This window comes from Hydrogenovibrio sp., from assembly GCF_049975065.1.
Taxonomy (GTDB): domain Bacteria; phylum Pseudomonadota; class Gammaproteobacteria; order Thiomicrospirales; family Thiomicrospiraceae; genus Hydrogenovibrio.
Genome location: NZ_JBNGDN010000010.1, coordinates 6,646 through 33,530 on the forward strand (window position 1 = coordinate 6,646; position 26,885 = coordinate 33,530).

The 26,885-nt window shown below is 51.4% G+C and carries 21 protein-coding genes; 10 read left to right on the forward strand and 11 right to left on the reverse strand.

Going from position 1 to position 26,885, the window contains the following annotated elements:
- Nucleotides 1-102 precede the first annotated feature (102 nt).
- The 6 genes from ACP5D0_RS02795 to trpS all read right to left on the reverse strand — a co-directional run bounded on the left by ACP5D0_RS02795 (nucleotide 103) and on the right by trpS (nucleotide 12,097).
- Entirely contained in the window at nucleotides 103-657 is a 555-nt protein-coding gene (locus ACP5D0_RS02795) for a hypothetical protein (protein WP_472364047.1), read from the reverse strand.
- On the reverse strand, nucleotides 650-4,357 hold the full coding sequence (locus ACP5D0_RS02800; RefSeq protein ID WP_472364048.1) for an efflux RND transporter permease subunit: 3,708 nt from the start codon (nucleotides 4,355-4,357) through the stop codon (nucleotides 650-652). Before ACP5D0_RS02800 ends, ACP5D0_RS02795 begins: the two co-directional genes overlap by 8 nt.
- 102 nt (nucleotides 4,358-4,459) lie before the next feature.
- Nucleotides 4,460-5,638 (reverse strand): efflux RND transporter periplasmic adaptor subunit, encoded by a 1,179-nt coding sequence (locus ACP5D0_RS02805; RefSeq protein ID WP_472364049.1) that lies wholly within the window; start codon nucleotides 5,636-5,638, stop codon nucleotides 4,460-4,462.
- 775 nt (nucleotides 5,639-6,413) lie between these two features.
- Nucleotides 6,414-9,569, reverse strand: coding sequence for an efflux RND transporter permease subunit (locus ACP5D0_RS02810; RefSeq protein ID WP_472364050.1), 3,156 nt, complete (start codon nucleotides 9,567-9,569; stop codon nucleotides 6,414-6,416).
- 2 nt (nucleotides 9,570-9,571) lie between these two features.
- Nucleotides 9,572-10,810, reverse strand: a complete 1,239-nt coding sequence (locus ACP5D0_RS02815; protein WP_472364051.1) for an efflux RND transporter periplasmic adaptor subunit — start codon at nucleotides 10,808-10,810, stop codon at nucleotides 9,572-9,574.
- Between the two features lie 282 nt (nucleotides 10,811-11,092).
- On the reverse strand, nucleotides 11,093-12,097 hold the full coding sequence (gene trpS / locus ACP5D0_RS02820) for a tryptophan--tRNA ligase (RefSeq protein ID WP_472364052.1): 1,005 nt from the start codon (nucleotides 12,095-12,097) through the stop codon (nucleotides 11,093-11,095).
- A 251-nt stretch (nucleotides 12,098-12,348) separates the two neighbouring features.
- On the opposite strand from trpS, the gene pcnB reads away from it, so the two are divergent.
- The 6 genes from pcnB (at nucleotide 12,349) to ACP5D0_RS02850 (ending at nucleotide 17,886) form a co-directional block, all read left to right on the forward strand.
- A complete protein-coding gene (gene pcnB / locus ACP5D0_RS02825) occupies nucleotides 12,349-13,896 on the forward strand; it encodes a polynucleotide adenylyltransferase PcnB (RefSeq protein ID WP_472364053.1) in 1,548 nt (515 codons plus the stop codon).
- A gap of 25 nt (nucleotides 13,897-13,921) precedes the next feature.
- Entirely contained in the window at nucleotides 13,922-14,470 is a 549-nt protein-coding gene (gene folK / locus ACP5D0_RS02830) for a 2-amino-4-hydroxy-6-hydroxymethyldihydropteridine diphosphokinase (RefSeq protein WP_472364054.1), read from the forward strand.
- Nucleotides 14,470-15,267: a 3-methyl-2-oxobutanoate hydroxymethyltransferase gene (gene panB / locus ACP5D0_RS02835; protein WP_472364055.1), complete on the forward strand. Its 798-nt coding sequence runs from the start codon at nucleotides 14,470-14,472 to the stop codon at nucleotides 15,265-15,267. Before folK ends, panB begins: the two co-directional genes overlap by 1 nt.
- Nucleotides 15,264-16,175, forward strand: coding sequence for a pantoate--beta-alanine ligase (panC, locus tag ACP5D0_RS02840; RefSeq protein WP_472364056.1), 912 nt, complete (start codon nucleotides 15,264-15,266; stop codon nucleotides 16,173-16,175). Before panB ends, panC begins: the two co-directional genes overlap by 4 nt.
- Before the next feature lie 170 nt (nucleotides 16,176-16,345).
- Complete coding sequence (locus tag ACP5D0_RS02845) at nucleotides 16,346-17,110, forward strand: motility protein A (protein ID WP_472364057.1); 765 nt, start codon at nucleotides 16,346-16,348, stop codon at nucleotides 17,108-17,110.
- A gap of 11 nt (nucleotides 17,111-17,121) precedes the next feature.
- A complete protein-coding gene (locus ACP5D0_RS02850; protein WP_472364058.1) occupies nucleotides 17,122-17,886 on the forward strand; it encodes an OmpA/MotB family protein in 765 nt (254 codons plus the stop codon).
- Between the two features lie 11 nt (nucleotides 17,887-17,897).
- Here ACP5D0_RS02850 and panD read toward each other — a convergent pair whose 3' ends face one another.
- From panD to ACP5D0_RS02875, 5 genes are all read right to left on the reverse strand, one after another.
- Nucleotides 17,898-18,287: an aspartate 1-decarboxylase gene (gene panD, locus ACP5D0_RS02855; protein WP_472364059.1), complete on the reverse strand. Its 390-nt coding sequence runs from the start codon at nucleotides 18,285-18,287 to the stop codon at nucleotides 17,898-17,900.
- 134 nt (nucleotides 18,288-18,421) lie between these two features.
- Nucleotides 18,422-21,211, reverse strand: a complete 2,790-nt coding sequence (gene ppc / locus ACP5D0_RS02860) for a phosphoenolpyruvate carboxylase (RefSeq protein ID WP_472364060.1) — start codon at nucleotides 21,209-21,211, stop codon at nucleotides 18,422-18,424.
- 88 nt (nucleotides 21,212-21,299) lie between these two features.
- On the reverse strand, nucleotides 21,300-22,223 hold the full coding sequence (locus ACP5D0_RS02865) for an LpxL/LpxP family acyltransferase (protein WP_472364061.1): 924 nt from the start codon (nucleotides 22,221-22,223) through the stop codon (nucleotides 21,300-21,302).
- Nucleotides 22,204-23,955 carry a lipid A export permease/ATP-binding protein MsbA gene (msbA, locus tag ACP5D0_RS02870; RefSeq protein ID WP_472364062.1) on the reverse strand — a complete coding sequence of 584 codons (1,752 nt, stop codon included), beginning with the start codon at nucleotides 23,953-23,955 and terminating at the stop codon, nucleotides 22,204-22,206. Before msbA ends, ACP5D0_RS02865 begins: the two co-directional genes overlap by 20 nt.
- A gap of 10 nt (nucleotides 23,956-23,965) precedes the next feature.
- Complete coding sequence (locus ACP5D0_RS02875; protein ID WP_472364063.1) at nucleotides 23,966-24,628, reverse strand: fused DSP-PTPase phosphatase/NAD kinase-like protein; 663 nt, start codon at nucleotides 24,626-24,628, stop codon at nucleotides 23,966-23,968.
- Between the two features lie 109 nt (nucleotides 24,629-24,737).
- Here ACP5D0_RS02875 and rfaD point away from each other — a divergent pair, with 109 nt between their 5' ends.
- The 4 genes from rfaD to waaC form a co-directional block, all read left to right on the forward strand.
- Complete coding sequence (rfaD, locus tag ACP5D0_RS02880) at nucleotides 24,738-25,706, forward strand: ADP-glyceromanno-heptose 6-epimerase (RefSeq protein ID WP_472364064.1); 969 nt, start codon at nucleotides 24,738-24,740, stop codon at nucleotides 25,704-25,706.
- Between the two features lie 6 nt (nucleotides 25,707-25,712).
- A complete protein-coding gene (locus ACP5D0_RS02885; protein ID WP_472364066.1) occupies nucleotides 25,713-25,871 on the forward strand; it encodes a DUF4160 domain-containing protein in 159 nt (52 codons plus the stop codon).
- Between the two features lie 217 nt (nucleotides 25,872-26,088).
- Complete coding sequence (locus ACP5D0_RS02890; protein WP_472364068.1) at nucleotides 26,089-26,331, forward strand: DUF2442 domain-containing protein; 243 nt, start codon at nucleotides 26,089-26,091, stop codon at nucleotides 26,329-26,331.
- A 36-nt stretch (nucleotides 26,332-26,367) separates the two neighbouring features.
- Nucleotides 26,368-26,885: lipopolysaccharide heptosyltransferase I (gene waaC / locus ACP5D0_RS02895; protein WP_472364069.1), on the forward strand; the 518-nt coding region annotated here is incomplete at its 3' end.

A 26,885-nucleotide genomic window follows, 5' to 3' on the forward strand; every position in this document is an offset into this window, starting at 1 on the left:
AGTGTACACTGACTTGAATCACGGTTTAGTCACCTAAAAGACCTAACAGAGGCTGCTCTGTCTTCTGGGTGATGTTGAAACGATTATTGAACCATAACCGCTTCAGTTCCAAAACGGTGCGTTCATCGTTGGGAAACTGAAGCTCGGGCTGGGAATGTCAAAGCTGGGCATTGACATATTGGAGGGTGAAAACCCAGAACCGGGCCACCCAGATGATCCCCAAAATGGGTTATTGGGGAAGTTGTTCCAGTTTGAACGGGGAACGTAACCGTAATTGTTTGGATACCCATAACCACCATAGTAAGCCGGTGGCGGCGGGGCGTAAGCGGGTGAACCATAACCATAAGGTGCCCCCGCGTATGGATTGCCATAGCCGTGAGGCGCCGAATAACCGTTTGCTGGTGCCCGGTAATGATTCGGTGGCATATAACGATTTGAGTGAGACGGGTTAGCCGTTGCGGTTGGCGTGCCTCTCTGTTGACCCGCTTGGTAGCCAGGCATGTCTTTTTCAATCCACTGCGGCGAATGACTGCTGCTGGAATAGGCGTTTTCGGGTTGCGGCCACATCGGCATTTGCGCGAGTGCGGAGTGAGACACCAGGGTGCAGACGCTCACAGCGATGGGGTGGATGAGTTTGGGGGAAAATGGGTTACGCATCGTCAATATCCTTTTTTAATTGAATGCCACGTTTACGGCGTTTGGGTGCGGTTTTAGGTTTTGGCGCAGCGGAGGCCTGGTCGTCCGTGGTTGCCTTCACTTCTGTTTCGCTGGTTGCAGGCGTCTGAGAATCGGCCTGTTCGACGGACGGTGAAGACTCTGGGTCGGATGACGTCTGGCTTGATGCCGACGATGGCGCTTCCGGCAACGTTTCGTCAGATTGTTTCTGAGCACTTTCCGTTGGTTCGGTTGCCTGCGGTGTGTCGGAAACTGACGTGTCCGCTGTCGTCGTTTGGGGGGCGTCTGCCTCCGTCTTCGATTCGGTGGCCGGTGCCGCAGACGGTTCGTCAGGTTGTGCTTCGGTTTGCACTTCGGGTGGAGTCACCGTTTTGGGTGCCCCTGAACCTGCGGTGGCCAGACCCTCCGCGGCGGGAATGAATTCACCGTAGATGTGCTCATTTGGGCAAATGGCCGAGCGAGCGCTCACACAGCCAAGTGGTATCACAACCAGCGTCAGTAGGGTGGCCACCAGTACGCCGAAGATAAGTGAGATCGCCATGCCTTGGAAAATCGGGTCAAACAAAATGACGCTGGAGCCTAATATCAGTGCGGCGGCGGTAATGAGAATCGGGCGGGTACGCGCTTTACAGGCAAAGATAACCGCATCGGTGACCGCAACGCCTTTGTCGATCTCTTGACGTGAAAAGTCCACCAGCAGGATGGAGTTGCGCACGATAATCCCCGCCAGTGCGATAAAACCGATCATGGAGGTGGCGGTAAATTCCGCGCCCATCAGCCAGTGACCTGGGGCAATGCCGATAATTGTCAGCGGAATGGGTGCCATGACGATTAAGGGCACCACAAAGTTTTTGAACTCCCACACCACCAGCATGTAGATAATCAGCAGCGCCACGCCGAACGCCAGCCCCATATCGCGGAAGGTTTCATAGGTGACCGTCCATTCACCCGCCCACATCATTTCGGTTTGCGTCTGGCCATTCGGGGTGAAAATGAAGTTCCCTGTCAAACCGTTCAGAGCCGGATCTTGATCCATAAGTTCCTGTATTTCCAACATGCCGTAAATGGGTGCGCCAAGACGGCCTTGGCCGGTGGCGGTGACGTATTGAACCGGTTTCAGGTCTTTGTGGTAGATCACTTTTTGTTGGTCTTCCATCACAAAGCGCCCCAGCTCATTGAGCGGCACAGTGGTGCCGAAGGTGCTTTGCACCGGAATTTGACCGATTCGTGCAAATTCGGCACGGATTTGTTCCGGGCTTTGGATCACGATAAATGTCGGACTGCCGCGTTTGAAGTCCTGCTTAACATCGCCGAGCTTATAGCCACCCATTGCCATTTCAACCGTCTGGTTGATGGTGGACACGCTGATGCCGCTCTCCATGGCTTTTTGTTTGTCGATGACAAAGCGCCAAGTCTTGTGTGGAGCCGTGATGAAATTATCCACGTCCACGACCATCGACGCCTGTTCGAAGATTTGCGTTAATTTAAGGGCTGTTTCATCGCGAACCGCTTCGGTCGGGCCGTAGACTTCCGCCACAATGGATTGCAGCACAGGCGGGCCAGGTGGCATTTCCACCACTTGAATACGAGCGCCAGCTTTATGGGCTTGCTCGGTCAGTTCGGCGCGGATGGTTTCGGCTATCTGATGGCTGGTGCGCTCCCGCTCAGCTTTATCGACCAAGTGAATTTGGATGTCTGATTCCCAAGGATTCTGGCGCAGGTAATAGTGACGCACCAGACCGTTGAAATCGAAGGGCGCCGCCGTACCAACATAGGTTTCCAAGTTAGTGATTTCCGGCACTTGCTCTTGCAGGGTTTTGACCAGCTGATGCGTTAGGTTGGCGGTGACCGGTAAATCGGTGCCCTCTGGGAAGTTAATGACAATGCTCAGGTCGGGTTTGTTGTCGTAAGGCAGCAGCTTGACCGGCACCATGGTGCTGTAAACCAGATAAATGGCGATGGCAAAGGCGAAAATAATGCCAATGAGAAACCCCCAGCCTTTGGCTTTTTCCACCAGTAGACTGCCGAGCAAGCGACGGAAAAAGTTGCCGAGTTTTTCACTTTGTTCATGTTCTTTCTGCTCGGCTTTTTTAAGCGTTTCCATCTTGGGCTTGATGCGCTGTGCCAACCAAGGAGTAAAGGCGAAGGCGGCAAAGAGGGAAATAATCATGGCCACGGAACCGAGCGTCGGAATCGGTGCCATATAAGGCCCCATCATGCCGCTGACAAAGGCCATCGGCATTAAGGCGGCGATGACGGCAAAGGTGGCGATAATGGTGGGGTTGCCCACTTCGGAAACCGCGTCAATGGTCACTTCGGCACCGCTGTCACCGTCCAGCAGCCAGCGCCGATAAATGTTTTCCAACACCACCACCGCATCGTCCACCAGGATGCCGATTGAGAAAATCAGCGCGAACAGACTGACTCGGTCAATGGTAAGCCCCATCATCCAAGCGGCGAAAACCGTTGACAGTATGACAATGGGAATGACGATGGCCACCACCGCTGCGGCACGCCAGCCTAAAAAGAACCAGATCAGTAGGGTGACGGAACCGGTGGCAATAAAGAGTTTGAAAATCAGCTCATTGACCTTGTCATTGGCGGTTTGCCCATAGTTTCGGGTAATGGTGACATTAACGTCATCGGGAATAATGACGCCTTTGAGTTGGTTGATTTCGGCGATGGCGTCACGGGCGACGCTCACCCCGTTAGAGCCCGGTTGTTTGGCCAGGGCGACGGTGATGGCGTTTAATCCGTCCGGTGCGCTGAAATCCAACGTACTGGACGGCCCAGTGTAAAAGGCAACAAGGTTGTTGACATCCTGCGGACGTTCTTTGACGTCAGCTATGTCGCGCACAAATACGGGCGCTTTGTTTTTCACTCCGACAATGAGATCTTTGATGTCTTCAGCGCTTCTTAGGTAGTCGCCGGTGTACACCAGGTACTGTTGTTGCCAGGCGGAAAAGGAGCCGGCCGTGGCTTCGCTGTTGGCGGCTTGAATGGTTTGGCCAATCTGGGTGAGGGAAATGTCGTAACCGGCGAGTTTTTCCGGATCGATTTCAACCACAATTTCGGTGGGTTCACCGCCCACCACAAACCCTTGAGAGGCATCGCTAATGGAGGCTAGGTTTTGCAAGACATCGTAGCCCATCTGGCGCAACTGTGCCGCATCGAGAACATCGGAAGACAAGGTAAAGGTGACCACCGGCACGTCATCCGCACCTTTGGGTTTGATTATTGGTTGAATCACGCCTTTGGGCATTAAGTCCAGATTAGACGCCAATTTGTTATAGACATTAACCAGCGAGTCTTCCATGTTTTCGCCGACATCGAATTGCACGGTGATAAGGGCTTTACCTCGGTCGGAAGCGGAATAGACGTGATCCACGCCTTTGATTTCTTTAAGTAGTCTTTCCATCGGCTCTGACACCAGTGCTTCCACTTGCTTGTTCGAGGCACCTGGGTACTGCACCATAATATCGACCATCGGCACTGAAATTTGCGGGTCTTCCTGGCGCGGCGTGAAAATAATGCCAAGAATGCCGATGACCATGCCGACAATCAGGAACAACGGGGTAATGGGCGAATTGATGTAGTTACGCGCCATGTTGCCGGCGATGTCGTGTTTGGCATCTTGGTTGTCGTTTGAAGTCACTTGATTGTACTGTGGCTGATTTTGCATCGGTTGTTCCTGTCTTCGTCCAAGATGATGGGGTTTGTCATCTTGGGTTCTGGCTAAGCGCCGGATTAGTTGAAACGGCTTCCCTGTGAGTTTTCATTGGCTCTACTGATCGTTTGCGGGTGTTGGTGGCTGCAGTTGTCCGTCCTTTAAAACCCAGCCGGAAATAATGCTTGGCGGCGGATTGGTAATAATGCGTTGCCCAACCTCCACGCCGGAGAGGATGATGTAATAGCCGTTTAAGGTGGCTTTGCCAACTCGGACAATTTTCATTTCCACTGTGCCGTTTTCGGCCACGGTGAAAACGGAGGGCAGGCTGCCGCGCTTGAGAACCGCACTCTCTGGAATGGTTGGAAAGGCTTGATTTTGCGAAGAGGCATTGGCAATGGAAACATCGGCGTACATCCCCGGTGCGGCAGGCGCTCCGACCGGTAAATCGAATTTCACTTTGACGGTGTGTTGCAAGTCGTCGGCGACCGGAAATATCTGAGACACTCTGACCGGAATGGGCGTTTTATTCGATAAACGGGCTTTATAGACCGCGCCCTTTTGAATCCCAAGCATTAGGTTGACCGGGACATTGACTTCCAGACTGAGGTGGTTGTTTTTGGCAAAAACCAGCAGCGGTTGCCCGGGTTGCACTGTGTCGCCTGCTTCCACCATTTTTTTGACAATGACACCGTCAAAGGGTGCCACGGATTGGGTGTCGGACAGTTTGACGTCTATTTCGTCAATTTTGGATTTGATCTGCTGCATTTGCGCAATGGCTTCCTGAACGGCTGTTTGCGCATTCACAATATTGGCTTGACGCTCGACCGACTCGTTTCCGAAGCCCATGGCGTTGGAGAAGGGGCGGGTGAACATTTGATCCATCAGCCCCGGTGCCGCCATGCCCAGCATGGTTTGCTCGGATTTTGGACTCCACAACTCACGATTGTATTGATTCAATGTATTTTGGTAGACGTAGGAAGCACGCTGCCATTCAGCCATGGCCGAGCTGCGTTGCGCCAGCAAGATGTCGCCGTTGGTGGACACAAGCAGTTCCCCGCCTTTAAAAACATCGCCTTCCACACCGGCGATGTAGTCTATTTGAGCCGCCAGTTGCGCCGTGATGGTGACTTTTTTGTAAGGAATAATGGTGCCGCCCAAATTCACATGACGGTCATAGACTTTGGATTCGATGCGTTGTGTTTCAATCTTGTCTGATTGAGCGGCGAAAGCTGTTGCCTGGCCGCCGTAGATCATAAAAAGCCAAATACATATCCGAGCCATATTCTGGTGCATCAATTACTCCCCGTTTTGGGCACGCCAATTTCCCCGTAGATTATTTCCGAGGAACGGACAGACCCTTAAGTTAGTGCGGACACGTCTCGTCCGTTGTCATGCTTTATACAATATATGTATTTTTTTGTAACCGCGATATAAAGATATTTATGGGGGTAAAAGCACTGCTTAATATGGGGGTTTGTGGTGGGGTGTATTTAAATAAGTTATTGATTATATTATAATATTACCATTTTTCTATATTCTTATTTCCTGATATTTTATGTACTTATGGGTTTTGATTTTTTACTTATTTAAGGAAAGTCTAAAATAAGAAAAAGGTAATGTTTGGGCGCAATACAAGACTTGGACTGTCAACCCTTTTTCGGATCCAAGAACAGAGTTGCAAAGAGGTGCGTAGAGGGTGCAGTGGCTGAAATGCTGGGGGATTTGTTATGGGGTGTGATCGATGCGATTCCACCAGGCCTGGTGGAATCGTGCATGGGAATTTGTTACTTTTTAGGTGGATTGTCAGATGATGAGTTATCAGATGACGGGTTGCCGCGCCTCTGTGATTGGCGGTGTTTTTGATATTTAAAGTAAAAATGCAATCCGAAGTGAGCGGCAATCAATACAACGAAAGCGCCCATCATAATTGGGCCGAGGTGTTCGATCCACATAGTGATTTCCTGTTGAAATTGGCATGAATTGCCTAGTGTAACCCTAACCCGAATATTTCACAAACCCGCACTGGCGGTGCGCCGGTGTGGTCTGTGAAAAACGTCTTGGCGGGGGGTTAGCCCTGATGGGTTGCGGTTTGGCGTTTACGGGCAAACCAATGCTGCATGATGACAAAGAACATAGGCACAAGGAAAATCCCCAGCGCCGTGGCGCTGATCATCCCACCCAGCACGCCAATGCCGATGGCATGGTGCGCTCCTGAACCGGCACCGGAACTTAATGCCAGTGGCAGTACCCCGAAACCAAATGCCAAGGAGGTCATAAGGATCGGTCTTAAACGCATTTTCGCAGCACGGATACTGGCTTCAACGGCTTCGACACCGTCTTCCACCAATTCTTTAGAGAACTCGACAATCAGGATGGCGTTTTTGGTCGCCAGACCGACGATTGTCAATAAGCCCACTTGGAAATAAATGTCGCTCGGCATCTGGAAGAAGTTCGCGGCCACCAGGGTACCCAACGCACCTAAGGGTACAATCAGCATAACCGAAACCGGCAAACTCCAACTTTCGTACAGGGCGGCCAAACACAGGAAGACCACCAGAATCGACAGAGCGTAAAGCAGGGTGGCTTTGGAGCCGGCCGCTTTCTCTTCATAAGACAAACCGGTCCATTCGATGCCAATGCCTTTCGGCAGGGTTTGTGCAATTTGCTCGACCGTTTGCATGGCCTGACCGGAGCTGATGTTGGGTGGCGACATCCCGAGGATTTGCAAAGCAGGTACCCCGTTATAGCGTTCCAATTTCGGCGATTCCTTGGTCCACTGAGTGGTCAGGAAGGCGGTGGCCGGAATCATTTCGCCCTGGTTGTTGCGAACGTACCAATCCTGCATATTCTCCGGAAGCATCCGGTAAGGCGCATCCGATTGCACGTAAATTTGTTTCACTTTGCCTTGTTTGATGAAGTCATCCACATAAGCACTCCCCCAAGCGACGGACAGCGCCGTATTAATGTCTTTAATTTTCAAGCCTAAAGCTTCGGCTTTTTGTTTGTCGACTTTCATTTCCAGCACCGGTGCCGGTTCCTGGCCGTTCGGGCGAACACCAATCAGGTCCGGGTTCTGGCTCGCCATGCCCAGTATCTGATTTCGGGCATCGTAGAGTTTGTCACGGCCAAGACCAGCATTATCCTTCACGTAGAGGTCGAAACCGGTAGCGTTCCCCAGCTCTAGAACCGGTGGCGGGCCGAATGCGAATACCATGCCTTCCTTGATTTGGCTGAATTTAGCCATGGCGCGCCCAGCAATGGCTTTAACGCTCTGATCTGGGTTGGGGCGTTCCGACCAGTCTTTCAGGTTGATAAAGGCGATGGCCGTGTTCTGACCGGTGCCGGAAAAGTTAAAGCCAAGTACCGTGAACAGATTGTCGATGTTCTCGCGTTCTGTGGTCAGGAAGTGGTTTTCCACTTGCTTGACCACCTCAAGCGTTTGTTCACGTGTGGCACCCGATGGCATCATCACTTGGGTAAACATAAACCCTTGGTCTTCGTCTGGCAGGAAGCCGGAGGGCGTTTTCATGTAAAGGTATCCGGTGCCGGCCACAATCAGAGCGTAGATCAGTAGGAAAGAGTAACGGTGTTTGATCACGCCTTTCACCCCATGGCCGTACCCATTGGTGGCACGGGTAAAATTGCGGTTGAACCAGCCGAAAAATCCTCTGGCTTCTTTTTCTTTGTCCACTGGCTTGAGAAGGGTGGCACATAAGGCCGGCGTTAAAATAAACGCCGCCATGACCGACAGCACCATAGCCGAGACGATGGTGACGGCAAACTGTTGGTAAATGACCCCGGCGGACCCCGGGAAGAAGGCCATCGGCAGGAAGACGGCACTCAGAACTAAACCAATGCCGATTAGGGCACCGGAAATCTGGTTCATGGAACGGCGCGTGGCTTCTTTGGCCGGGAGCCCTTCTTCGTGCATCACCCGCTCGACGTTTTCCACCACGACGATGGCGTCGTCCACCAGAAGGCCGATGGCGAGTACCATGGCAAACATGGTGAGGGTGTTGATGGAGTATCCGAAAAAGGCCAGGACGCCAAACGTTCCCAACAATACCACGGGCACGGTAATGGTTGGAATAAAGGTGGCGCGGATATTTCCAAGGAATAGGTACATGATCAATACCACCAGAATCACGGCTTCAATTAAGGTTTGAATCACCGATTCGATGGAAATTTGAATGAATGGCGTGGTGTCGTACGGGAAGAGGTAGTCCATACCTTCCGGGAAGATTTGAGATAATTCCGCCATACGTTTTTTGACACGCTCGGCGGTTTCCAATGCATTGGCGGAAGGAGTGATTTTAACCGCAAAACCGGCGGCCGGAGTCCCTTCATAACGCGCCAGTTTGCTGTAAGTGTTCGCACCGACTTCCACGCGACCAATATCGCCAACGGTAATGGCCGCTCCATTTTCATCGGTTTTGATGATGACGTTTCGGAAATCGTCCACCGACTTCAAGCGGCTTTGCAGGTTAACAGTGACATTGATGGGTTGGTCTTCCACGGCGGGAATCGCCCCCAACTGCCCGGCGGTGACCACGGCATTGTTGGCCCGGATGGCATTGACGACATCGGTTGACGTTAATTTATATTTCGCCAGCTCGAGAGGGTCGAGCCAGACGCGCATGGCGTATTCGGCACTGAACTGTAAGGTTTCGCCGACCCCTTCGACACGGCTGATCTGGTCAATGATATGAGTGGCGATATAATCGCCGAGGTCGATTGCCGTCAGGCTTTTATCGGGCGAGACCATGGCCACGACCATCAAAAAGTTGCGTGCGGTTTTGGCGACTTGTATCCCTTGCTTTTGAACGGCTTCTGGGATGGAAGACATGGCCGATTGCAGCTTGTTTTGAATCTGCATCTGCGCGATGTCCGCATCGGTGCCGTTTTTGAAGTAAAGCTGGATTTCGGCTTGCCCGGTCGATTCACTGGTGGACGACATATACAATAAGCCGTCCAAGCCTTTCATTTTATTTTCGATAACCTGGGTTACCGTATCCTCAATGACTTGTGCAGAGGCGCCAGGATAGGTGGCCTGAACACTGATCATCGGCGGTGCGATGGATGGAAACTGGGAAACCGGCAGGCTTTTAATGGACAGGGCGCCTGCAATCATAACCAGCAGTGCGATTACCCAAGCGGTGACCGGGCGATCAATAAAATAAGTGGCAAAACTGCTTCGGGTGCTGGGGCGTTTTTCGGTTGACATGGTTATTTACCTTCGCTATCTGCGCTTTGAGGCTTGGCAGGCTCGGACATCTTAGCGTCCGAGTTGGATTTGGCGGCATCGTCCATGACTGTGGCTTTGATGCCAGGACGAATAAACTGCAATCCTTTGGTAATTACACGATCGCCGGGGGTTAAGCCATCGGTGACCACCCAGTTTTCTTCATGCAAACCGACTTCCTTGACCGGGCGGGGGGTAACCGTGCCGTCTTCGGCTAGGATCATCACGGAGGGTTTGCCCAATGCGTTTCGTTTTAACGCTAAGGACGGTACTAAGTAAACGTTTTCACGATACCCGATCATCACGGAACCGCGGATGAACATGCCTGGCAACAACAGGGTGTCGGGGTTTTGAAACTGGGTGCGGAGAATAATGGCGTCTGTGGATTCATCGACGCTGAATTCCGATAATTTGATGTAACCGGTGTGTGGGTAGGTTTCACCGTTATCAAACGCGATGGTGACGGGGTATTTTTCAATGTCTTTTTCCGGATGCTGTTTCATGTCGCGTTTGAGAACGGCGGCGTAGTATGATGGCACGGAAAAGTCCACGTAAATCGGGTCGAGACGCTGAATCGTGGCGAGGATGCCCGCTTGATTCGCCATGACCAATGCCCCTTGGGTGACATTTGAGCGGCCGATGACACCCGAAATCGGTGCCTTGATCTGGGTTCTTTCCAAATTGATGGCGGCGGTTTTCAACGCGGCCTTGTTGGCCTCAAGGTTGGCTTTGGTTTCGCGTAAAGTCGCTAACGCATCATCGAGAACCTGTTCGCTCACGGCATTAATTTTGACCAGGCGTTCGTTTCGTTTCACGCGCAGTTCGGCGTTGGTGATTAAGGCTTTTGATTTGGTAATGGCGGCTTTGGCGTTGTCGTACAGCGCTTGGTAAGTCTCTGGGTCAATTTGATAGAGGACATCGCCTTGTTTAACCATTTGACCTTCTTTGAATAAACGCTTGGTGATGATGCCATCCACTTGCGGGCGAATTTCGGCAATGGTAAACGGCATGGCGCGACCGGTGAAGGATAGGGTTTTTGGAACCTGGGTGGGTTCGGCGACCATGATGCCAACCTGAGGCGCTGGCTTTGCGGGAGCCGCAGCAGGTGATTTGGCTTCTTGGTTGCTGAGTAAATCACAGCCGCTCATGACGGCCATCAGTCCCAGTGTCAAAAAAAGGATACCGTGTTTGACGGGTGCTTTGCGGTACAAAAAGCCTTTCATGATATTACCTATCCTTGTGTTTGAATGAGTGAAGGATGCGCCTCTGAGGGGACGCGAGTTTCTTCGCACGGGTGTTTAGGCCGCAGAAGACGATTTTAAGGATTATAAAATAAATGCGTTACAGATGTGTAACATTTTTGCGATTGTGTCTGTTATGTCGAAACAGAACCGTGCCGATTCCTGTCTCGTTACGTCAAGGGCATTGGGGGGGGTGAATCGGTTTGACCAGGCCTGGTGAAGCAGGCCTGGTGAAATGAGCCGAATGCTGAGGTGATGTGTTCGTTAAGGCAGCACGAATCCGATGGCCTCTTGCACGTCTCGCAGGGTTTTCTGTGCGGTTTCCCGTGCCGTGTCAGCGCCTTTTCTCAGAATGGCTTTCAGCTCGGTTTCATCGTTACGGAGGGTATGATAACGTGCCTGAATCGGTTGCAGATAGTCAGCCACCAGCTCGCCCAGCTCGACTTTGAGGTGGCCGTACATCTTGCCTTCAAAGTGTCTGACCACATTTTCAATGGACTGTCCGCTGATGACCGAGTAGATGGTCAGCAGGTTGGAGACGCCGGGTTTGTTTTCCACGTCGTAAGTGATTTCCGTGCCGGAATCGGTTTGCGCTTTTTTAAACTTCTTGAGGATGGTTTTAGGGTCGTCCAGCAAGGCAATGAAATTATTTTTATTTTCGTCGGATTTGGACATTTTGGAGGTCGGGTCTTGCAAGCTCATAATGCGTCCGCCGGACGTTGCCGGGGGGATAAACGGCTCCGGCACCTTGAATATCTCGCGGTCGAAGCGATGGTTGTAACGCACGGCCAAATCACGGGTCAGTTCCAGATGTTGTTTTTGGTCGGCACCGACGGGCACCATTTCAGTCTGATACAGTAAAATGTCGGCGGCCATCAGAACCGGGTAATCAAACAGACCGACATTGATGTTCTGAGCGTGTTTCTGCGATTTGTCCTTGAACTGAGTCATACGGTTGAGCTCGCCCATGTAAGTGGAACAGTTCAGTAACCAAGCCAGTTCGGCGTGTTCGGGCACATGGGATTGGATAAAAACGGTGCTTTTTTCCGGGTCGATGCCGCTGGCCAGATACAGGGCGACGAAGTCCAGGCTGCGTTTGGCCAAGGCTTGCGGATCCTGTTCAACGGTAATGGCGTGCATATTGACCAAGGAAAACAGGCAGTTGTAATCCTCCTGCATGCGCACCCAGTTTTTGATGGAGCCGATGTAGTTGCCAATCATAAGGTCGCCGGAGGGCTGGATGCCGCTGAATAGAGTCGGTTTGTTCATGGTGTTTTCCGTTGGTAAAATTAAGCCAGATATTTTGCCAGCTTTCATCGGAAAAAGCGAGTTGGGCGTGCGGGTGCTTGTCTTGCGGCGGACGCTTATGATTGCAGTCTGGTGAAAAGTCGTTAAAATGAATCTTTTCGCCCATAACGCGCGCCACGATGACCCAGCGGAATCTTACCGGGGATTCGAATGTGTCCTCTGGCGAAATGTCGAATTTGACCCAAGTGTGCTCGGAGGGTGGCTTGATTTAAATGCGTCGAACCCCCGCACCGCCAACATTCGACCAGGATAAGAGCCAACCCGATGATAATAACCACCACTCTAACCAAAATGATGCCTTTCCAACTATGCAACGATTGATTCATAAACTGAAATCCTTTTTTTCAACGTCCGACTCCGACGTTTCCAGCCCATCATCAACGCCTGACAAACTGAAAATAGTTGAACGCAAAGATCACGGAATTTCCCGTGATAACATTGACAAAGAAGCACTGGACGTTCTTTATGGCTTGAAACGGGCCGGTTACGAAGCCTATTTGGTCGGGGGCGGCATTCGTGATATTTTGTTGGGATTGGAACCGAAAGATTTTGATGTGGTCACCAATGCGGAGCCGGAGCAGGTCAAGGCCGTGTTTAAGAGTCGTTGTCGTTTGATTGGGCGTCGTTTCCGCCTAGCACATGTCTATTTCGGACGAAACGCCATTGAAGTGGCGACCTTTCGAGGCAGCGGCGAGGGGCAGGGGGCGAAAGCCGAGAATCGTAAACAGGTCAATCATACCCGTGCGCTGGACGACTCGGGTCGGTTGCTGCGAGACAATGTTTACGGGGCGATTGATGAGGATGTCTGGCGGCGTGATTTCACCATTAACAGTCTTTACTATAATATTGAAAACTTTGCCATTTTGGATTATACCGGCGGTCTGGATGATCTGAATAATGGTTTGTTGCGATTGATTGGTGACCCGGTGACCCGCTATCGTGAAGACCCGGTGCGTATGATCCGCGCCGTGCGGTTTGCCGCCAAACTTGGGTTTGAAATCGAGCCTGAAACTAAGGCGCCGATATATGAAATGGGGCATTTGCTGAAAGACGTTTCCCATGCGCGTATGTTTGAAGAAGTGCTGAAGCTGTTTCACAGTGGGGTGGCGATTGAGGTGTTTGAAAAGTTGCGTCATTTCGGATTGTTTGTCTATCTGTTTCCGCAGACACATCATCTTTTGTCCCAAGAATCGGAAGGCTTTCCGCGTATGCTGGTGATTGAAGCGCTGAAAAGCACCGATGCGCGTATTCAGGCCGACAAAGGCGTGAATCCATCCTTTTTGTTTGCGGCGATGCTGTGGGAGCCCATGTTACAGCGAATGGAGCAGCATTTGGCTGAAGGATTTTCCCGCCAAGATGCGATGTTCGCGGCCTCGGCGGCGGTGATTGATGAACAGATTTTCTCTACCTCCATTCCCAAACGCTTTGTGTCTCAGATCAAAGAAACCTGGGGGTTGCAGTTCCGGCTGCTGAATCGTCAGGGCAATCGTCCTCAGCGTTTGCGGGAACACCCGCGTTTTCGGGCGGCTTATGACTTTATGGGGATTCGACTGGCGGCGGGTGAAGAGGCCCTTCAGGAGGTGTTTGATTGGTGGACGCACTATCAAACACTGGATGGGGTGGATCAAGTGGCGTTTGTGCAACAGGTTGATAAAAAACCGAAAAAGCGTCGTCCGAGACGCAATCGAAACCCTTACCGCAAACGCAGTCAGCCACGCGATGATCAAGCGGACAACCTAACGTCTTCTCACCAGGCCTGATGCGTTGAATTCAGACATTGAAAAAATGAAAGTTCAGGTCTTGAACCAGGATGTAACCGAGGTGTTTATCGGGGTTGGCAGCAATCTGAGCGACCCGGAATACCAAGTTCGCCAAGCCTTTAAGGCGTTGCAGGCGTTGCCGGAAACCCAATGGGGCGCGGCCTCTGACTTGTATCATTCGCGGCCGCAGGGGCCGCAGAATCAACCGGACTTTGTCAATGCGGTGGTTCGGTTGAAAACCCGTCTGACGCCGATTGCGCTATTGAGGGCGCTGCAACGGATAGAACGGGAGCAGGGCAAAGTCAAGCAACGGCACTGGGGTGAGCGGCTGATTGATTTGGATATTCTACTCTACGGAAACACCACCCTTCAGACCGACGATTTGATAATTCCCCATCCCTTTATGGCACAGCGTGATTTTGTACTGCTGCCGCTGTTGGCTTTGTCGCCCAAGGCGGCTTTGCCGAATGGCGTTTTGTTGGCAGACCTGGCAAAACAGCTGGACGAAGTGTTTGTCAAACCGATGTCAGCGGATGAGAACGGCGGATTGATACCAGAGCAATTAGGAAAATAATGGGTATGAAAACCTTAGCCAAACTGAAAAAAATGAAAGTCGAAGGTGAGAAAATCGCCTGCTTGACCGCTTATGAAGCCAGTCAAGCGCACTGGGCGGACGCAGCAGGGGTCGATGTGTTGCTGGTGGGCGATTCGCTGGGAATGGTGGTGCAAGGTCACACCACCACCTTGCCGGTAACCCTGAGTGACATGGTGTATCACACCCAAATGGTGCAGCGCGGAAATCACCAGGCCTGGTGTATTGTCGATTTGCCTTTTATGGCGGATGCCGAGGTATCACAAGGCTTAAAGGCCGCCGCCCGTCTTATGAAAGAAGGCGGGGCGAAGATGGTGAAGCTGGAAGGCGGCGAGCGGGCGTTGCCGTTGGTGCGTGCCTTGACCGATTTAGGCATTCCGGTGTGCGGTCATTTAGGATTATTGCCTCAGTCAGCCCATTTAAAGGGTTATCGAGTGGTTGGGCGCGAAGAGGTCGCGGCACAGAGGTTGCTAGACGAAGCCAAGGCGTTGGAGGCCGCTGGCGCAGAAATGCTGGTGCTGGAGTGTGTTCCACCCGGCCTGGCGAAAACGGTCTCGCAGCGTTTGTCGATTCCGGTAATCGGCATCGGCGCTGGTTTGGACACGGATGGGCAAGTTTTGGTGTGGCATGATGTGTTGGGTCTGACCCTTGGGAAAGCGCCGACGTTTGCCAAAAACTTTCTGCAGGAGACGGATTCGATCCAAACCGCTTTGGCGCAGTATGTTGCCGATGTCAAACATCAGCGTTTCCCGACACCGGCACACTGTGTGGGGGAATGATGCGTCAGTTTGATCAAGTGGCGTCTTTGAAAGAAGCGCTGGCAAAATGGAAATCGGCCGGTGAGCGGGTGGCGCTGGTGCCGACCATGGGCAATTTGCATGCCGGCCATCTGAGTCTGGTTGCGTTGGCGAAAAACAAAGCGGATCGAGTGGTCGTCAGTGTGTTTGTCAATCCGTTGCAGTTTGGCCCGAGTGAAGATTTTGATCGTTATCCGCGAACCTATGAACAAGATTGCGTGTCTTTGCAAGAAGCGCGAGCGGACGCGGTGTTTGCTCCGTCCGTGGATGAAATGTACCCAAACGGACAAGTGCAAACCTTGGTGACGGTGCCGGAGGCATTGACCGGCATGCTGGAGGGTGCCGCTCGGCCGAGCCACTTTGACGGTGTGACGACGGTGGTGACTAAGCTGTTTAATATGGTTCAACCGGATGTGGCGGTATTTGGCCAGAAAGATTTTCAACAGCTGGCGGTCTTGAAGCGCATGGTTCAAGACCTGTCCATGCCGATTGAATTGGTGTGCGCCGCCATTAAACGAGATGCAGATGGCTTGGCGTTGAGCTCACGAAATCAATATCTGAGCGAATCGGAACGCCGGATTGCGCCGACCTTGTTTAAGGTGTTGCAATCGGTTCGCAGGGCGATTGAATCGCACAATCTTGACCAGAAGCCGGATGATGATAGAGCTGATGATGACAAAGCCGATGATGGCAACGCGGATGATTTTAGCGCACTGGAAGCCAGTGCCAAAGAAGCCCTCTTGTCAAAAGGGTTTGACGCGGTCGATTACGTGCGCATTCTTCAGGCCGACACACTGCAGCCAGCGAAGCCAACGGATCGAGACAAGGTCATAGTTGCGGCGGCTCGGCTTGGAAGGACGCGGTTATTGGATAATGTTTTGGTATCGTGACAGGCGCTCGGCTTCATGGCGTTGGCTTAGGCATTGCTGACACAGGGTTGAGATTTGGTTGACACTGGTTTGACAGTTCACACAGCTGGGCAGGCCTGGCAAAAAGAGGTTCTTTTCACCGTGCGAAATATTTGGGTTAGAGGTCAATCAATCATGGGCGAATGGTCAGGATGAGTTTTTCAACGTTTATTGGCCTCTTTTTGGGCATGGCCATTGTGCTGGTGGCCATGTCGATGGGGTCTTCAATCTGGATATTTGTCAATATCCCCGGGTTGATGATTGTCATTGGCGGCACCATTGCCGCGACTATGATCCGTTATTCCTTTCATGAAGCCATGCACGCCATGGCGATGTCGTTTCGTATTTTGATGCCCACGACGGACATTAAAGATAAAAATGAAATCATTGATTTAACGGAAGACTTGTTACGAACCTCCCGCTCCAAAGGCTTTTTGGCGTTGGAAAACATGGAGATTAACCATGACTTCTACCGTTGGGGCATTCGCATGATGGTGGATGGCTATTCCAAGGACTTGATTCGTCAAACCCTGCTGGAAGAAAATAAACTGCTGGTAGAGCGCTCCGAGACCAGTGCCGGGGTCTTTGCCTCTATTGGGGGAGCGGCACCGGCGTTCGGCATGATCGGTACCTTGGTGGGGTTGATTCAGATGCTGTCGAATTTATCCGACCCCGCTTCCATTGGTCCGGCCATGGCGGTGGCAATGCTGACCACCCTCTACGGTGCGATGATTGCCAATCTGTTTGCCTTGCCGCTGGCGGATAAAATTAACAGCTGGGTTCAGGAGGAGTCTTTGCGTCAATTAATGATTATTGATGCGCTCGACGCCATTTCTCAAGGGCATAACCCAACGGTGATGCGTGAAATGCTGTCCCCCTACCTGGAACGTAAACCGCCCTCAGAAGCCGTGGAATAGGGGAGACGAAAATGGCCAAGCAGAAATGTAATGACGCCCCTTGGCTCGCCACCTTTGCCGATTTAATGTCGTTACTCATGGCGATTTTTGTGTTGCTGTTTGCCATGTCCACGCTGAATGCCGATAAGTATGAGTCGATTGTGCGTTCTTTAACGCAAACGTTAGGTCATGGTAAAGACTTGACGCAGACGCAGGTGCAGTATTTTAAACAGGTTCAGGAAGAACAGCAGGCCGAGCAAGATAAAGACGGCGAGACCACGATTGAAAACCTCAAGCCCTTGTTTGAAAGTCTGGTGGAAACCTTTGCCATGGCGAGTGTGGAAAGCGATGTGCAGGTGACGCTGGACACGGATCACAAACAGGTGCGTATTTCGTTTCCTGAGAGTATTTCGTTTCCGACTGGGCGGGCGGATCTCAAGCCTGGATTCAATGTGTATTTGCGTAAGCTACGCCCGTTTATCGGTGAAACAGACCTAGTGAAAGCGGTAGGGCATACTGACAAGCGTCCGATATTTAGTGGGCGGTTTCAGTCCAACTGGGAATTGTCCAGTGCGCGTGCCGCTTCAGTGATTCAAAGGTTGATTGAGGAAGGGTTGGTGCAGTCAAAACAGGCTGAAGTGGTGGGCGTGGCCGACAATTCACCTTTGTCGGATGCGGATACTGAATCAGGCTATGCTAAAAATCGCCGCGTTGAAATTATCATCAGTCCAGGGTATTTTGCGTCCTCGGCGAGCCAAGAGGCGGAGCCTAAGTTGCAACCGCCTCTCGCCGAATAAAATCAAAGCTGTTAAGCCATTTGCTGCATTTGCACCGGAATGGTGTTGCGGGTGTGGGTGATGGTGTTTTTCTCGTCAAAATAAACCATCACCGGTTTGTGGGCATCTGCTTCATTTTCATCCAGATTGGCATAGGTGGCGATAATGAGCAAATCGCCCGGTGCCGCTTTGTGTGCCGCTGCGCCGTTAACGGAAATAATGCCGCTGTGATCTTCAGCGCGAATGGCGTAGGTGGTAAAGCGGTTGCCGTTATGGATGTTATAAATCTGGATTTGCTCATACTCTCGTATGCCAGCCACATCCAAAAGATGGCCATCAATCGCGCAGGAACCCTCATAATCCAGTTCGGAGTGGGTAGTGGTGACACGATGAAGCTTCGATTTCAGCAAGGTAATGTGCATGGTAACCTTCCAGTCATTAAATTCGATCAATTATTATAGCCGATTTGTCCGGTTTCAAGTCATCCGAGTCTGAAGTGTGCTTGCGCGGATCAGGCTCGGATCTCGGGTTTTCAAAAGGGCGGTTGCGGCTGTGTTTAACCGGTATTGCGCATCCCCGCCGCAATGGCGTTGATGCTGTTAAGCAGGGGTGTTAACCAGACTTCTCTTTCCTCTTCAGGAATGGATTCGTCTTTATAACGTTTTAATACCGCCACTTGAATGTTGTTGAGCGGTTCCAGATAAGGCGTTCTTCTGGAAAGCGATAAGGCAATTTGGGGGGTGTCGGCCATCAGGTAGTCATTGCCACTGATTTCAAGACACGTCTCAACGGAGCGGATGTGTTCCGATGCAATCATGTTGTAAATGTGCTCGGACTGCGCTTTGTCGCGTCCTAATTGGCTGTAATCCTTGCCGATAATGAGATCGGTTTTGAATAAGGACATTTGAATATTGCTCAATAGGGCACGGAAAAACGGCCAGTTTTCATACATGTCTTTCAGTTGGTCATCGCCCTGTTGTTTGACCCAGTTATCGAGTGCAAAGCCGGTGCCGTACCAGGCCGGGAAGGTGAGACGTGCTTGCGCCCAACCGAAAATCCACGGAATGGCACGGATGGAGGATTTCGACAGGTTGCCTTTTTTACGGTGTGAAGGGCGTGAGCCGATGTTTAACAAGCCGATCTCATTGACCGGTGTCGCTTCGTAGAAAAATTTAAAGAAGCCTTCGGTGTTATCGGTGAGCTCGCGGAACGCATACTCGCCTTCTTTTGCCAGTTTTTGCATGGCTTTCAGGTGCGCTGGGTCGTCCTGCTTGGGCTTACGAACCAAGCATTTGCTGGCTTTCATTAAGCCGGTAATCCCCATGGACAGTTCGTACATAGCGGTTTCGGCATTGCTGTATTTATAGGACAGCACTTCGCCTTGCTCGGTGAATTTGATTTCGCCGCGCACTGTGCCAGTCGGTTGTGACAGAATCGCACTGTGCGTTGGCCCGCCGCCGCGTCCGACGGTGCCGCCGCGTCCGTGGAATAAGCGACAATTAATTTCGTATTCATCCGCCAGTTTCATAATCTGCTGTTGCGCTTGGTATAAGGTCCAAGCGGAAGACAGGTTGCCGCCATCCTTAGCGGAATCGGAATAGCCCAGCATGATTTCCTGTTGGTTGCCGGAGGCTTTCAGCAAGGCATGGTAGGTGGGGTTGTCAAATAGGGCGGAGGTGACTGGTACAATGTGTTCCAAATCTTGAATGGTTTCGAACAAAGGTGAAACACGGATTTTGCAGTAGGGTTCGCCGGCGTTATAGCCCGCCAAGCCAGCTTGGTGCGCTAGGAACAACACTTCCATAACGTGGCTGGCTTCATGGGTCATGGAGATGACGTAATTGTTGAAGGCTTTTTCACTGATTTCCGTGCGCATCCGGCGAATGACATGGAAGACTTCCAACACTTCGAGTGTCATCGGTTTGAGATCCAGATGCTGGGTGTCAATGATGGTCGGAGAGGATACTTGCTGTGCCAGCAAATCCAAACGCTCGGCTTCCGAAAGGCTGAGGTAGTCGATGCCGAGGTGCGACAACAGATCGGTAACGGCATCGGTATGAACGGTGGATTCCTGACGAATGTCCAAGCGCATCAGGTAAAAACCGAAGGTTTGCACCAGACGAATCAGGTCTTTCAGGTTGGCGTCGGCCACTTCTTTGTCGCCGTGACCGCAGAGTGAATCGTAAATGAGTTGCAGGTCGTCAAGAAATTCCTGTTCGTTTTTGTAGCCGAACTTGGGTTTTTCGGTCGGTTCGTCATTCAGTTGGGCTTCAATGTAGTCGAGGTTGTCTTGCAGGCGGCCTTTGATCAGGTAGAGAAAACGGCGATAGGGTTCATCGCGGAAGCGTTCCGAACGTTTGTGAAATACCCGTTCCTGCAGGTCGGCATCAATGATGGTGGCACGGTTGATGACTTCTTGTTTGATGTCCGAGATATAGCGTGATTGCGTTAAATGGCTGCTGAGCTCAAATACGCGTTTTTGATATTCGTACAGCGCCGCACGGCTTTGCATTAGCAGGGCATTGACGGTGGTGGTGTGGGTGACAAAGGGGTTGCCGTCACGGTCGCCGCCGATCCAGGAGCCGAATGTCAAGAAATTGGGCGTTTTGATGTTGTCGTCCGGATAGTGTCGCGCCAGCGCACGTTCCATATAGCGGTAAACGCGCGGCACGGCGTTGAATAACGATTGGCGGAAATAATAAATGCCATTACGGATTTCATCTTCCACCGTCGGTTTCATGCGACGGACTTCGTCGGTTTTCCACAGCACCTGAATTTGGTACTGCAGGCGTTTAATCACTTCTTCTTGCGTGTAGGGGTTGTTGTAGGCTTCCGCCTCGTTCAGTTCCCCCAGCGTGATAAAGATACGGCGCAGGTTTTCCATGACCGCACGGCGCTTTGATTCGGTTGGGTGCGCCGTGAACACCGGAATGTAGCACAGCTGATTGATCAGGTTTTCCACCTCTTCGGCAGACAGGCCTTCTTGTTTGAATTCGCTGATGGTGTTCAGTACCGAACCCATCCACAAGGGGCCATCGGATTTCAGTTGGCTTTGGCGTTCATGGTATTGGTGTTCTTCCTCAGCCAAGTTGACCAGGCTGAAATAAAGGTTGAAGGCTCGGATGATGAGTATCAGACTCTCGGGCGACTGTTGTTCGATGAATGCCTGAAGTTCCTGACGCAGTTTCGGGTCTTCTTCTTTGTGCAGTTTGATGTAACCTTTGCGAAGTGTTTCTACCGCGTCTAAGGTCTCTTTACCGACTTGCGTTTCAATGACTTCTCCGAGGAGTGAGCCGAGTAATTTGACTCGTGATCGTAGTTGTTTATCGCGCAGTTCCTTGACCATGTTGTTTCCGTTTGAGTTTGAATTCTGAAAAATTGGGGGGATTATAGCATTTTTGAAGCGGGAAATAGTGTTCCGCTTCCGCGCGGCTTTATGGTTCTTTGGGAAGATCCCAGCGATTGTGCGTCCAAAGATATTGTGCGGGGTTTTTCCGTATTTCGGCCTCATAAAGGCGATGCAGGCGCAAAATGTCTTCGTAATCGTTGCCGGAAGGGAAATCCGCCAGACCTGGCAAAATGTTTAATTGATAATCGTTGCCGATGCGGCGGGTGAAGACGGGCAGGACGCGCGCCTTACCCATCTCAGCCAGTTTGCAGATGCCGGGATTGCTGGGCGCAGGGTGGTCGAAAAAAGGGACTTCGAGACGGTTTCGGCCCCGGTAACGCTGGTCTGGGGCAATCCATACGGTTTCGCCGTTTCGCAGGGCTTTTATCATCGTGCGGGTTTGGGTGTTGGGGATGGGATCGACACAGGTATTTTGATGGTAGCTGCGGCTTTTGGTAATGATATATTCCACCAGAGGGTTGTCGTGTTTGCGGTAAACGGGGTGAAAAGACATGACGCTGGCCAGCATCATGCCGGTGGTTTCCACGGTGGTGAAGTGTGGAGCCACCAAAAGAACTCCTTGACCGGAGGATGATTGCAGGTGTTCCAGGCCGTTGATCTGGATATGTTGAGTGTCGAACGCGTCTTTGGGGCGCTTGCGTTGCGGGTGCCAGAGGTTAATGCTGGTTTCGATCAGGCTGGTGCCCAGCGATTCGAAGTGTTGCTTGAGGATGGTGTCGATTTCATCCGACGATTTTTCCGCAAAAGCGAGCTGAAGATTACGACGCGCCAAACGTCGGCGCGAAGGCGCGAGCCGATAAAGTAGCCGACCGAGGCTGCGACCCAGTGCGAACTTGCTGTTGTAAGGCAATCGACTGATCAGCCACAAGGCCGCATAGCCCAGCCAGATGCCCCAGTATTTCGGGCACAGAAACGAAACGCGAAAGCGGTTAGTCGGCGTCTTTTTCATGCAACCCTCCTTGGGTGTAGAGCTGGTAGTAAACCCCTTGGCGTTCTATCAGCTTGCGGTGATGGCCTTGCTCACGCAATTGGCCTTTTTCCATGACCACGATTTGATCGGCCTGTTCAATGGTGCTGAGGCGGTGGGCAATAATGATGACCGTGCGATTTTGTCGCAAAACGTCCATGGCTTGTTGAATGAGTTTTTCGCTTTGATTGTCGAGTGCCGAAGTGGCTTCGTCCATAATCAGGATCGGTGCATTTTTCAAAAAAGCGCGGGCGATGGCAATGCGCTGCCGCTGGCCGCCGGACAGCAGAGCGCCATTGTCGCCGATCACGGTTTGCAGGCCATAGGGGAGGTTTTCGATAAATTCCCAGGCGTGGGCGGCTTTGGCCGCAGCGATAATGGCGTCTTCTTCGAATTCATCGTGTCCGTAAGCGATATTGGCGGCAATGGTGTCATTAAACAGCACGACGCTTTGGCTGACGTAGGCGATATTGGCACGCAACTGATCCAGCCGGATGTCATTGAGTGGGTGACCGTCCAGGGTGATGTTGCCTTCGGTAACGCTGTAAAAACGGGCAATCAGATTCGCCAGTGTGGATTTGCCGCTGCCGGATTGACCAACCAGCGCCGTGGTTTTTTGGGCGGGGATGACCAGGTTAAATCTGTCCAGTGCTGGGGTGTCGGCCTGAGGGTAGTGGAAGGTGACTTGATTGAAGCGGATTTCGCCTTGAATGTGATCCAGTGTTTGTTTGCCGGTGTTGGCTTCACTGGGCGCGTCCAGAATGGCGAAAATGCTTTGCGCCGCCGCCATGCCGCGCTGCACCGTCGCATTGATATTGGTGATGCGGCGAATGGGTTCAAAAATCAACCCCATGGCGGTGACGTAGGTGATGAGGTCGCCGGCGGTCATGGTGCCGTCATTGACCATTTGCACGGCAATGTACACCACCACCGACAAGGCGATGGCGGCAATCACCTGAACCAGCGGCACATTGAGCGCGGAAACCTGAGTGACTTTCATGGTGTTGCGGCGCAGCGATTCGGCGGCCTCGGTAAACCGGTTGATTTCGTAAGTCTCGGAGCCGTAGATTTTGACGTCCTGATAGCCTTTGAGTCCTTCTTCCAAACGGTGGGTTAATTGCCCCATGTCGTCTTGCATGTCGGTGCTGGAGGTGCGCATCAGTTTCCCGGCGCGGTCGATAAAAAAGGCCACAATCGGCCCAATGACCAGCATCACCAGCGTCAATTGCCAAGAGTAATAAATTAAAGTCGCCAAGAGCGCGAGAATCGTGAGGCTGTCTCGGAGTATCACGATCCAAGCTTCCGAGAGGGCATTGCCGGTCTGAGTGACGTCGTAGGTGATTTTGGACATCAGACTGCCGGTGGAATGATCATTGTGATGGGATTTGGGCAGGTAGAGCATTTTGCCGTAGAGTTCGGCGCGGATATTGAGGATGGCTTTTTGCGCAATCCAAGTGCTCATCACCTTGCTGAAGTATTCGGCAATCCCTTTGAGGATGAAAACCCCGGCCAGTTGCAACGGCAGGAGTATGAAAGAATTCGGATCTTTTTCGATCAGGCTTTCATCCACCAGATTGCCGAGGATGATGGCGCTCAGCGGTTCCATGGCGGCAATGACGAGAATGGTCAGCAGGGTGATGAAAATCGCGGCTTTGTAGTCTCGAATGTAGCGCAGCAGCCTGGCGTAAAGCGAGAACGTTTGTCGGTCGAACATGGGGTTATGATTACTCTCTTTTTAGAATGCGGTTGACGACGATGTTCGCCCAGCCGGACGCATGAAACGATTGATTGAGTTTGGGTTTGTCGTAATGTTGCTGCACCCAGTCGATGAATTCGACGTCGGGGTGTTCTTTTTGGTAAGCCAGAAAATTGTCAAAAAACACATCCAGCTTTCCGGTGTCCGCCCAGCGGAAGTGGCCGTATTTCATGCTCAGCTCGGACAGGGCTTGTGAGATGGGCTGCTTGAGAATGAAGTGTTTGTAAAAAACGCTCATCATGCCAGCTCGATCGGCACCGGACTTGCAGTGTATCAGAATGGGGTACTGCGCGGTTTCCAAAATGCGTTTGGCTTCCAATATATCGTCGTCATCGGGAAAGCTGCGTGAGGACATCGGGTGGTTGATAAGGGTGATCCCTTCTTGATCACAGGCTTCTTTTTCCAAGCGATACTGCCCAGTTTCATCGGCACGGCGCAAACTGATAATGGTGTTGATGCCATATTTGCGTTTCAGTTTGCGAATAAAAGCGGGGGATGGGTGGTTGCTGCGGTAGGCATTGGGCGAAAGCGCGTAGAAATTGCGATAAAAAAGTCGCAGCATTTCATGATCCACCAGCCAAGCTTCCAAGTGGGCTTTAAAGCGCCCCCATTTTGTTTGCAGTCTTTCCATTGTATGTGTCTGTGATTTTTGGCGCTTATTCTACCTTTTTTGGCCACTGACGTGGGGTTAATGATAGAATTCCTGCGATTAGATGGGTAATGGAATGAAGGACGTTAACATGATTGTGGTCACAGGCGGTGCGGGATTTATCGGTTCGAATATTGTCAAGGCTCTGAATGCACAGGGGCGCAGTGACATTTTGGTGGTGGACAACCTGAAGAACGGTAAAAAGTTCATCAATATCGCGGATTGTGACATCGCCGACTACTTGGATAAAGAAGACTTTCAGTCGCGCATTTTTGCCGAAGAAGGCTTGCCGGACATTGAGTGTGTGTTTCATGAAGGAGCCTGTTCGGCAACCACCGAGTGGGATGGCAAATATGTCATGGATAACAATTATGAATACTCTAAAGATCTGTTGAATTACTGCCTGAATCGCAAAATTCCATTTTTATATGCGTCTTCGGCCGCGGTTTATGGCGACGGGCCGACGTTTGTCGAAGAGCGTGAATACGAAAAGCCGTTGAATGTGTACGGCTATTCCAAGTTTCAGTTCGATCAGTATGTTCGCCGCGTGCTGCCGCATGCGGAAAGTCAGGTCGCCGGGTTCCGTTATTTCAATGTGTACGGGCCGCGCGAGCAGCATAAGGGTGATATGGCCAGTGTGGCGTTCAAGTTGCATAATCAGTTGCTGGCCGGAGAGCCGTTAAAATTGTTCGGCGCTTACGATGGCTATGAAGCGGGTATGCAGACGCGAGATTTCGTGTATATCGACGATGTCGTGAAGGTGAATCTGTGGTTTATGGAAAACCGAAAACAATCAGGTATTTTCAATTTGGGACCAGCGGCGGCGGAGCCGTTTCAGAACATTGCCGAAGCGGTGATTAAATTTCACGGTAAAGGGGAAATTGAATACATTCCCTTCCCTGAGCATTTGAAAGGAGCTTATCAGAGTTTCACCCAGGCGGATAATAGCCGTTTGAGACAGGCCGGTTACGATCAGCCTTTCCATTCGGTGGCGGAAGGGGTGCAGACGTACCTGATTTGGTTAAGCGAAAATGCTCACTTTATAGATTTTAGTCGCTAAATATTTATGCCGACACTTCTGGATTTTGAAGGGTGTAAGTTCTTTTTCTATGCCAATGACCATGCGCCGGCTCATGTTCATGTTCTTAAAGCGGGTGGTTGGGCTAGAATTGAGTTAGAAAACCTAAACGTTGTGAGTTCAACACTTAACCCGAAAATTTCATAAATTTGTGCCAAGATCGCGCAGAAATTTGTTTTCACAAGGAAATTTCTGAAGGAGTGTCGTATCCACGATTACGACCGACTGAAGAAATATGGCTTGTGGAATCAAAGGGCAAGCGAGATGGTGCTTAATTTATGAATTTTTCGGGTTAAGACCAGTGACTTGAAAAAGGCTCTTGAGATTACGGAGTCTCATCAGAAACAGTTTTTGGAGAAATGGAATGAATGGTTTAGCCGGTAAAGAAGTGCATATTGACGACCAATTTTTGCATGTGGATTTACAGGATGGGCGTCGGATCTCTACACCGATTAATTGGTATCCATCATTAGAGCAAGCCTCTTTGAACCAGTTAAAAGCTTATGAGTTTATTTGTGATGGTACTGGAATCGAATGGATTGATTTGGATTACCATCTTAGCATTGAGAACATGCTTCAGTTTAATCACTCTCAAGATGTCGCCTAACCAACCATGCGCGTCTTGCTGATCAAGATGTCCTCAATGGGGGATGTCTTTCATACCTTTCCGGCCTTGAGTGATGCGCTTCAGGCCTGGCCGGATTTGCAAGTGGATTGGGTGGTGGAAGAAGCCTTTGCCGAAATTCCGCAATGGCACCCGGCCGTCGATCAAGTTTTCCCCATCGCGCTGCGACGATGGCGCAAAACCTTCTGGCAGAGGTCTACCCGCCACGAAATTCGAACGTTTTTTCAAACGATTAATCAAACCCATTATGACTTGGTGCTGGACGCACAAGGGTTATTGAAAAGCCTTTGGGTGTTGCGCAAAATCCGCAGCGGTACGCGTGTGGGTTTCGATTGGCAGAGTGCGCGTGAACCCTTAGCCAGTGGCGGATATCAACGAAAAATTTCCGTTCCGAAAGCACAACATGCGATTACACGGTTGCGACAACTGTTTTCTGCGGCACTGAATTATGAGGATGTCTCTTCGTCACCGGTTGAGTATCGACTGGATACCTCGAGCTGGCAATGGCCGGACAGTTTGCCGGCGGACTTTCAAAA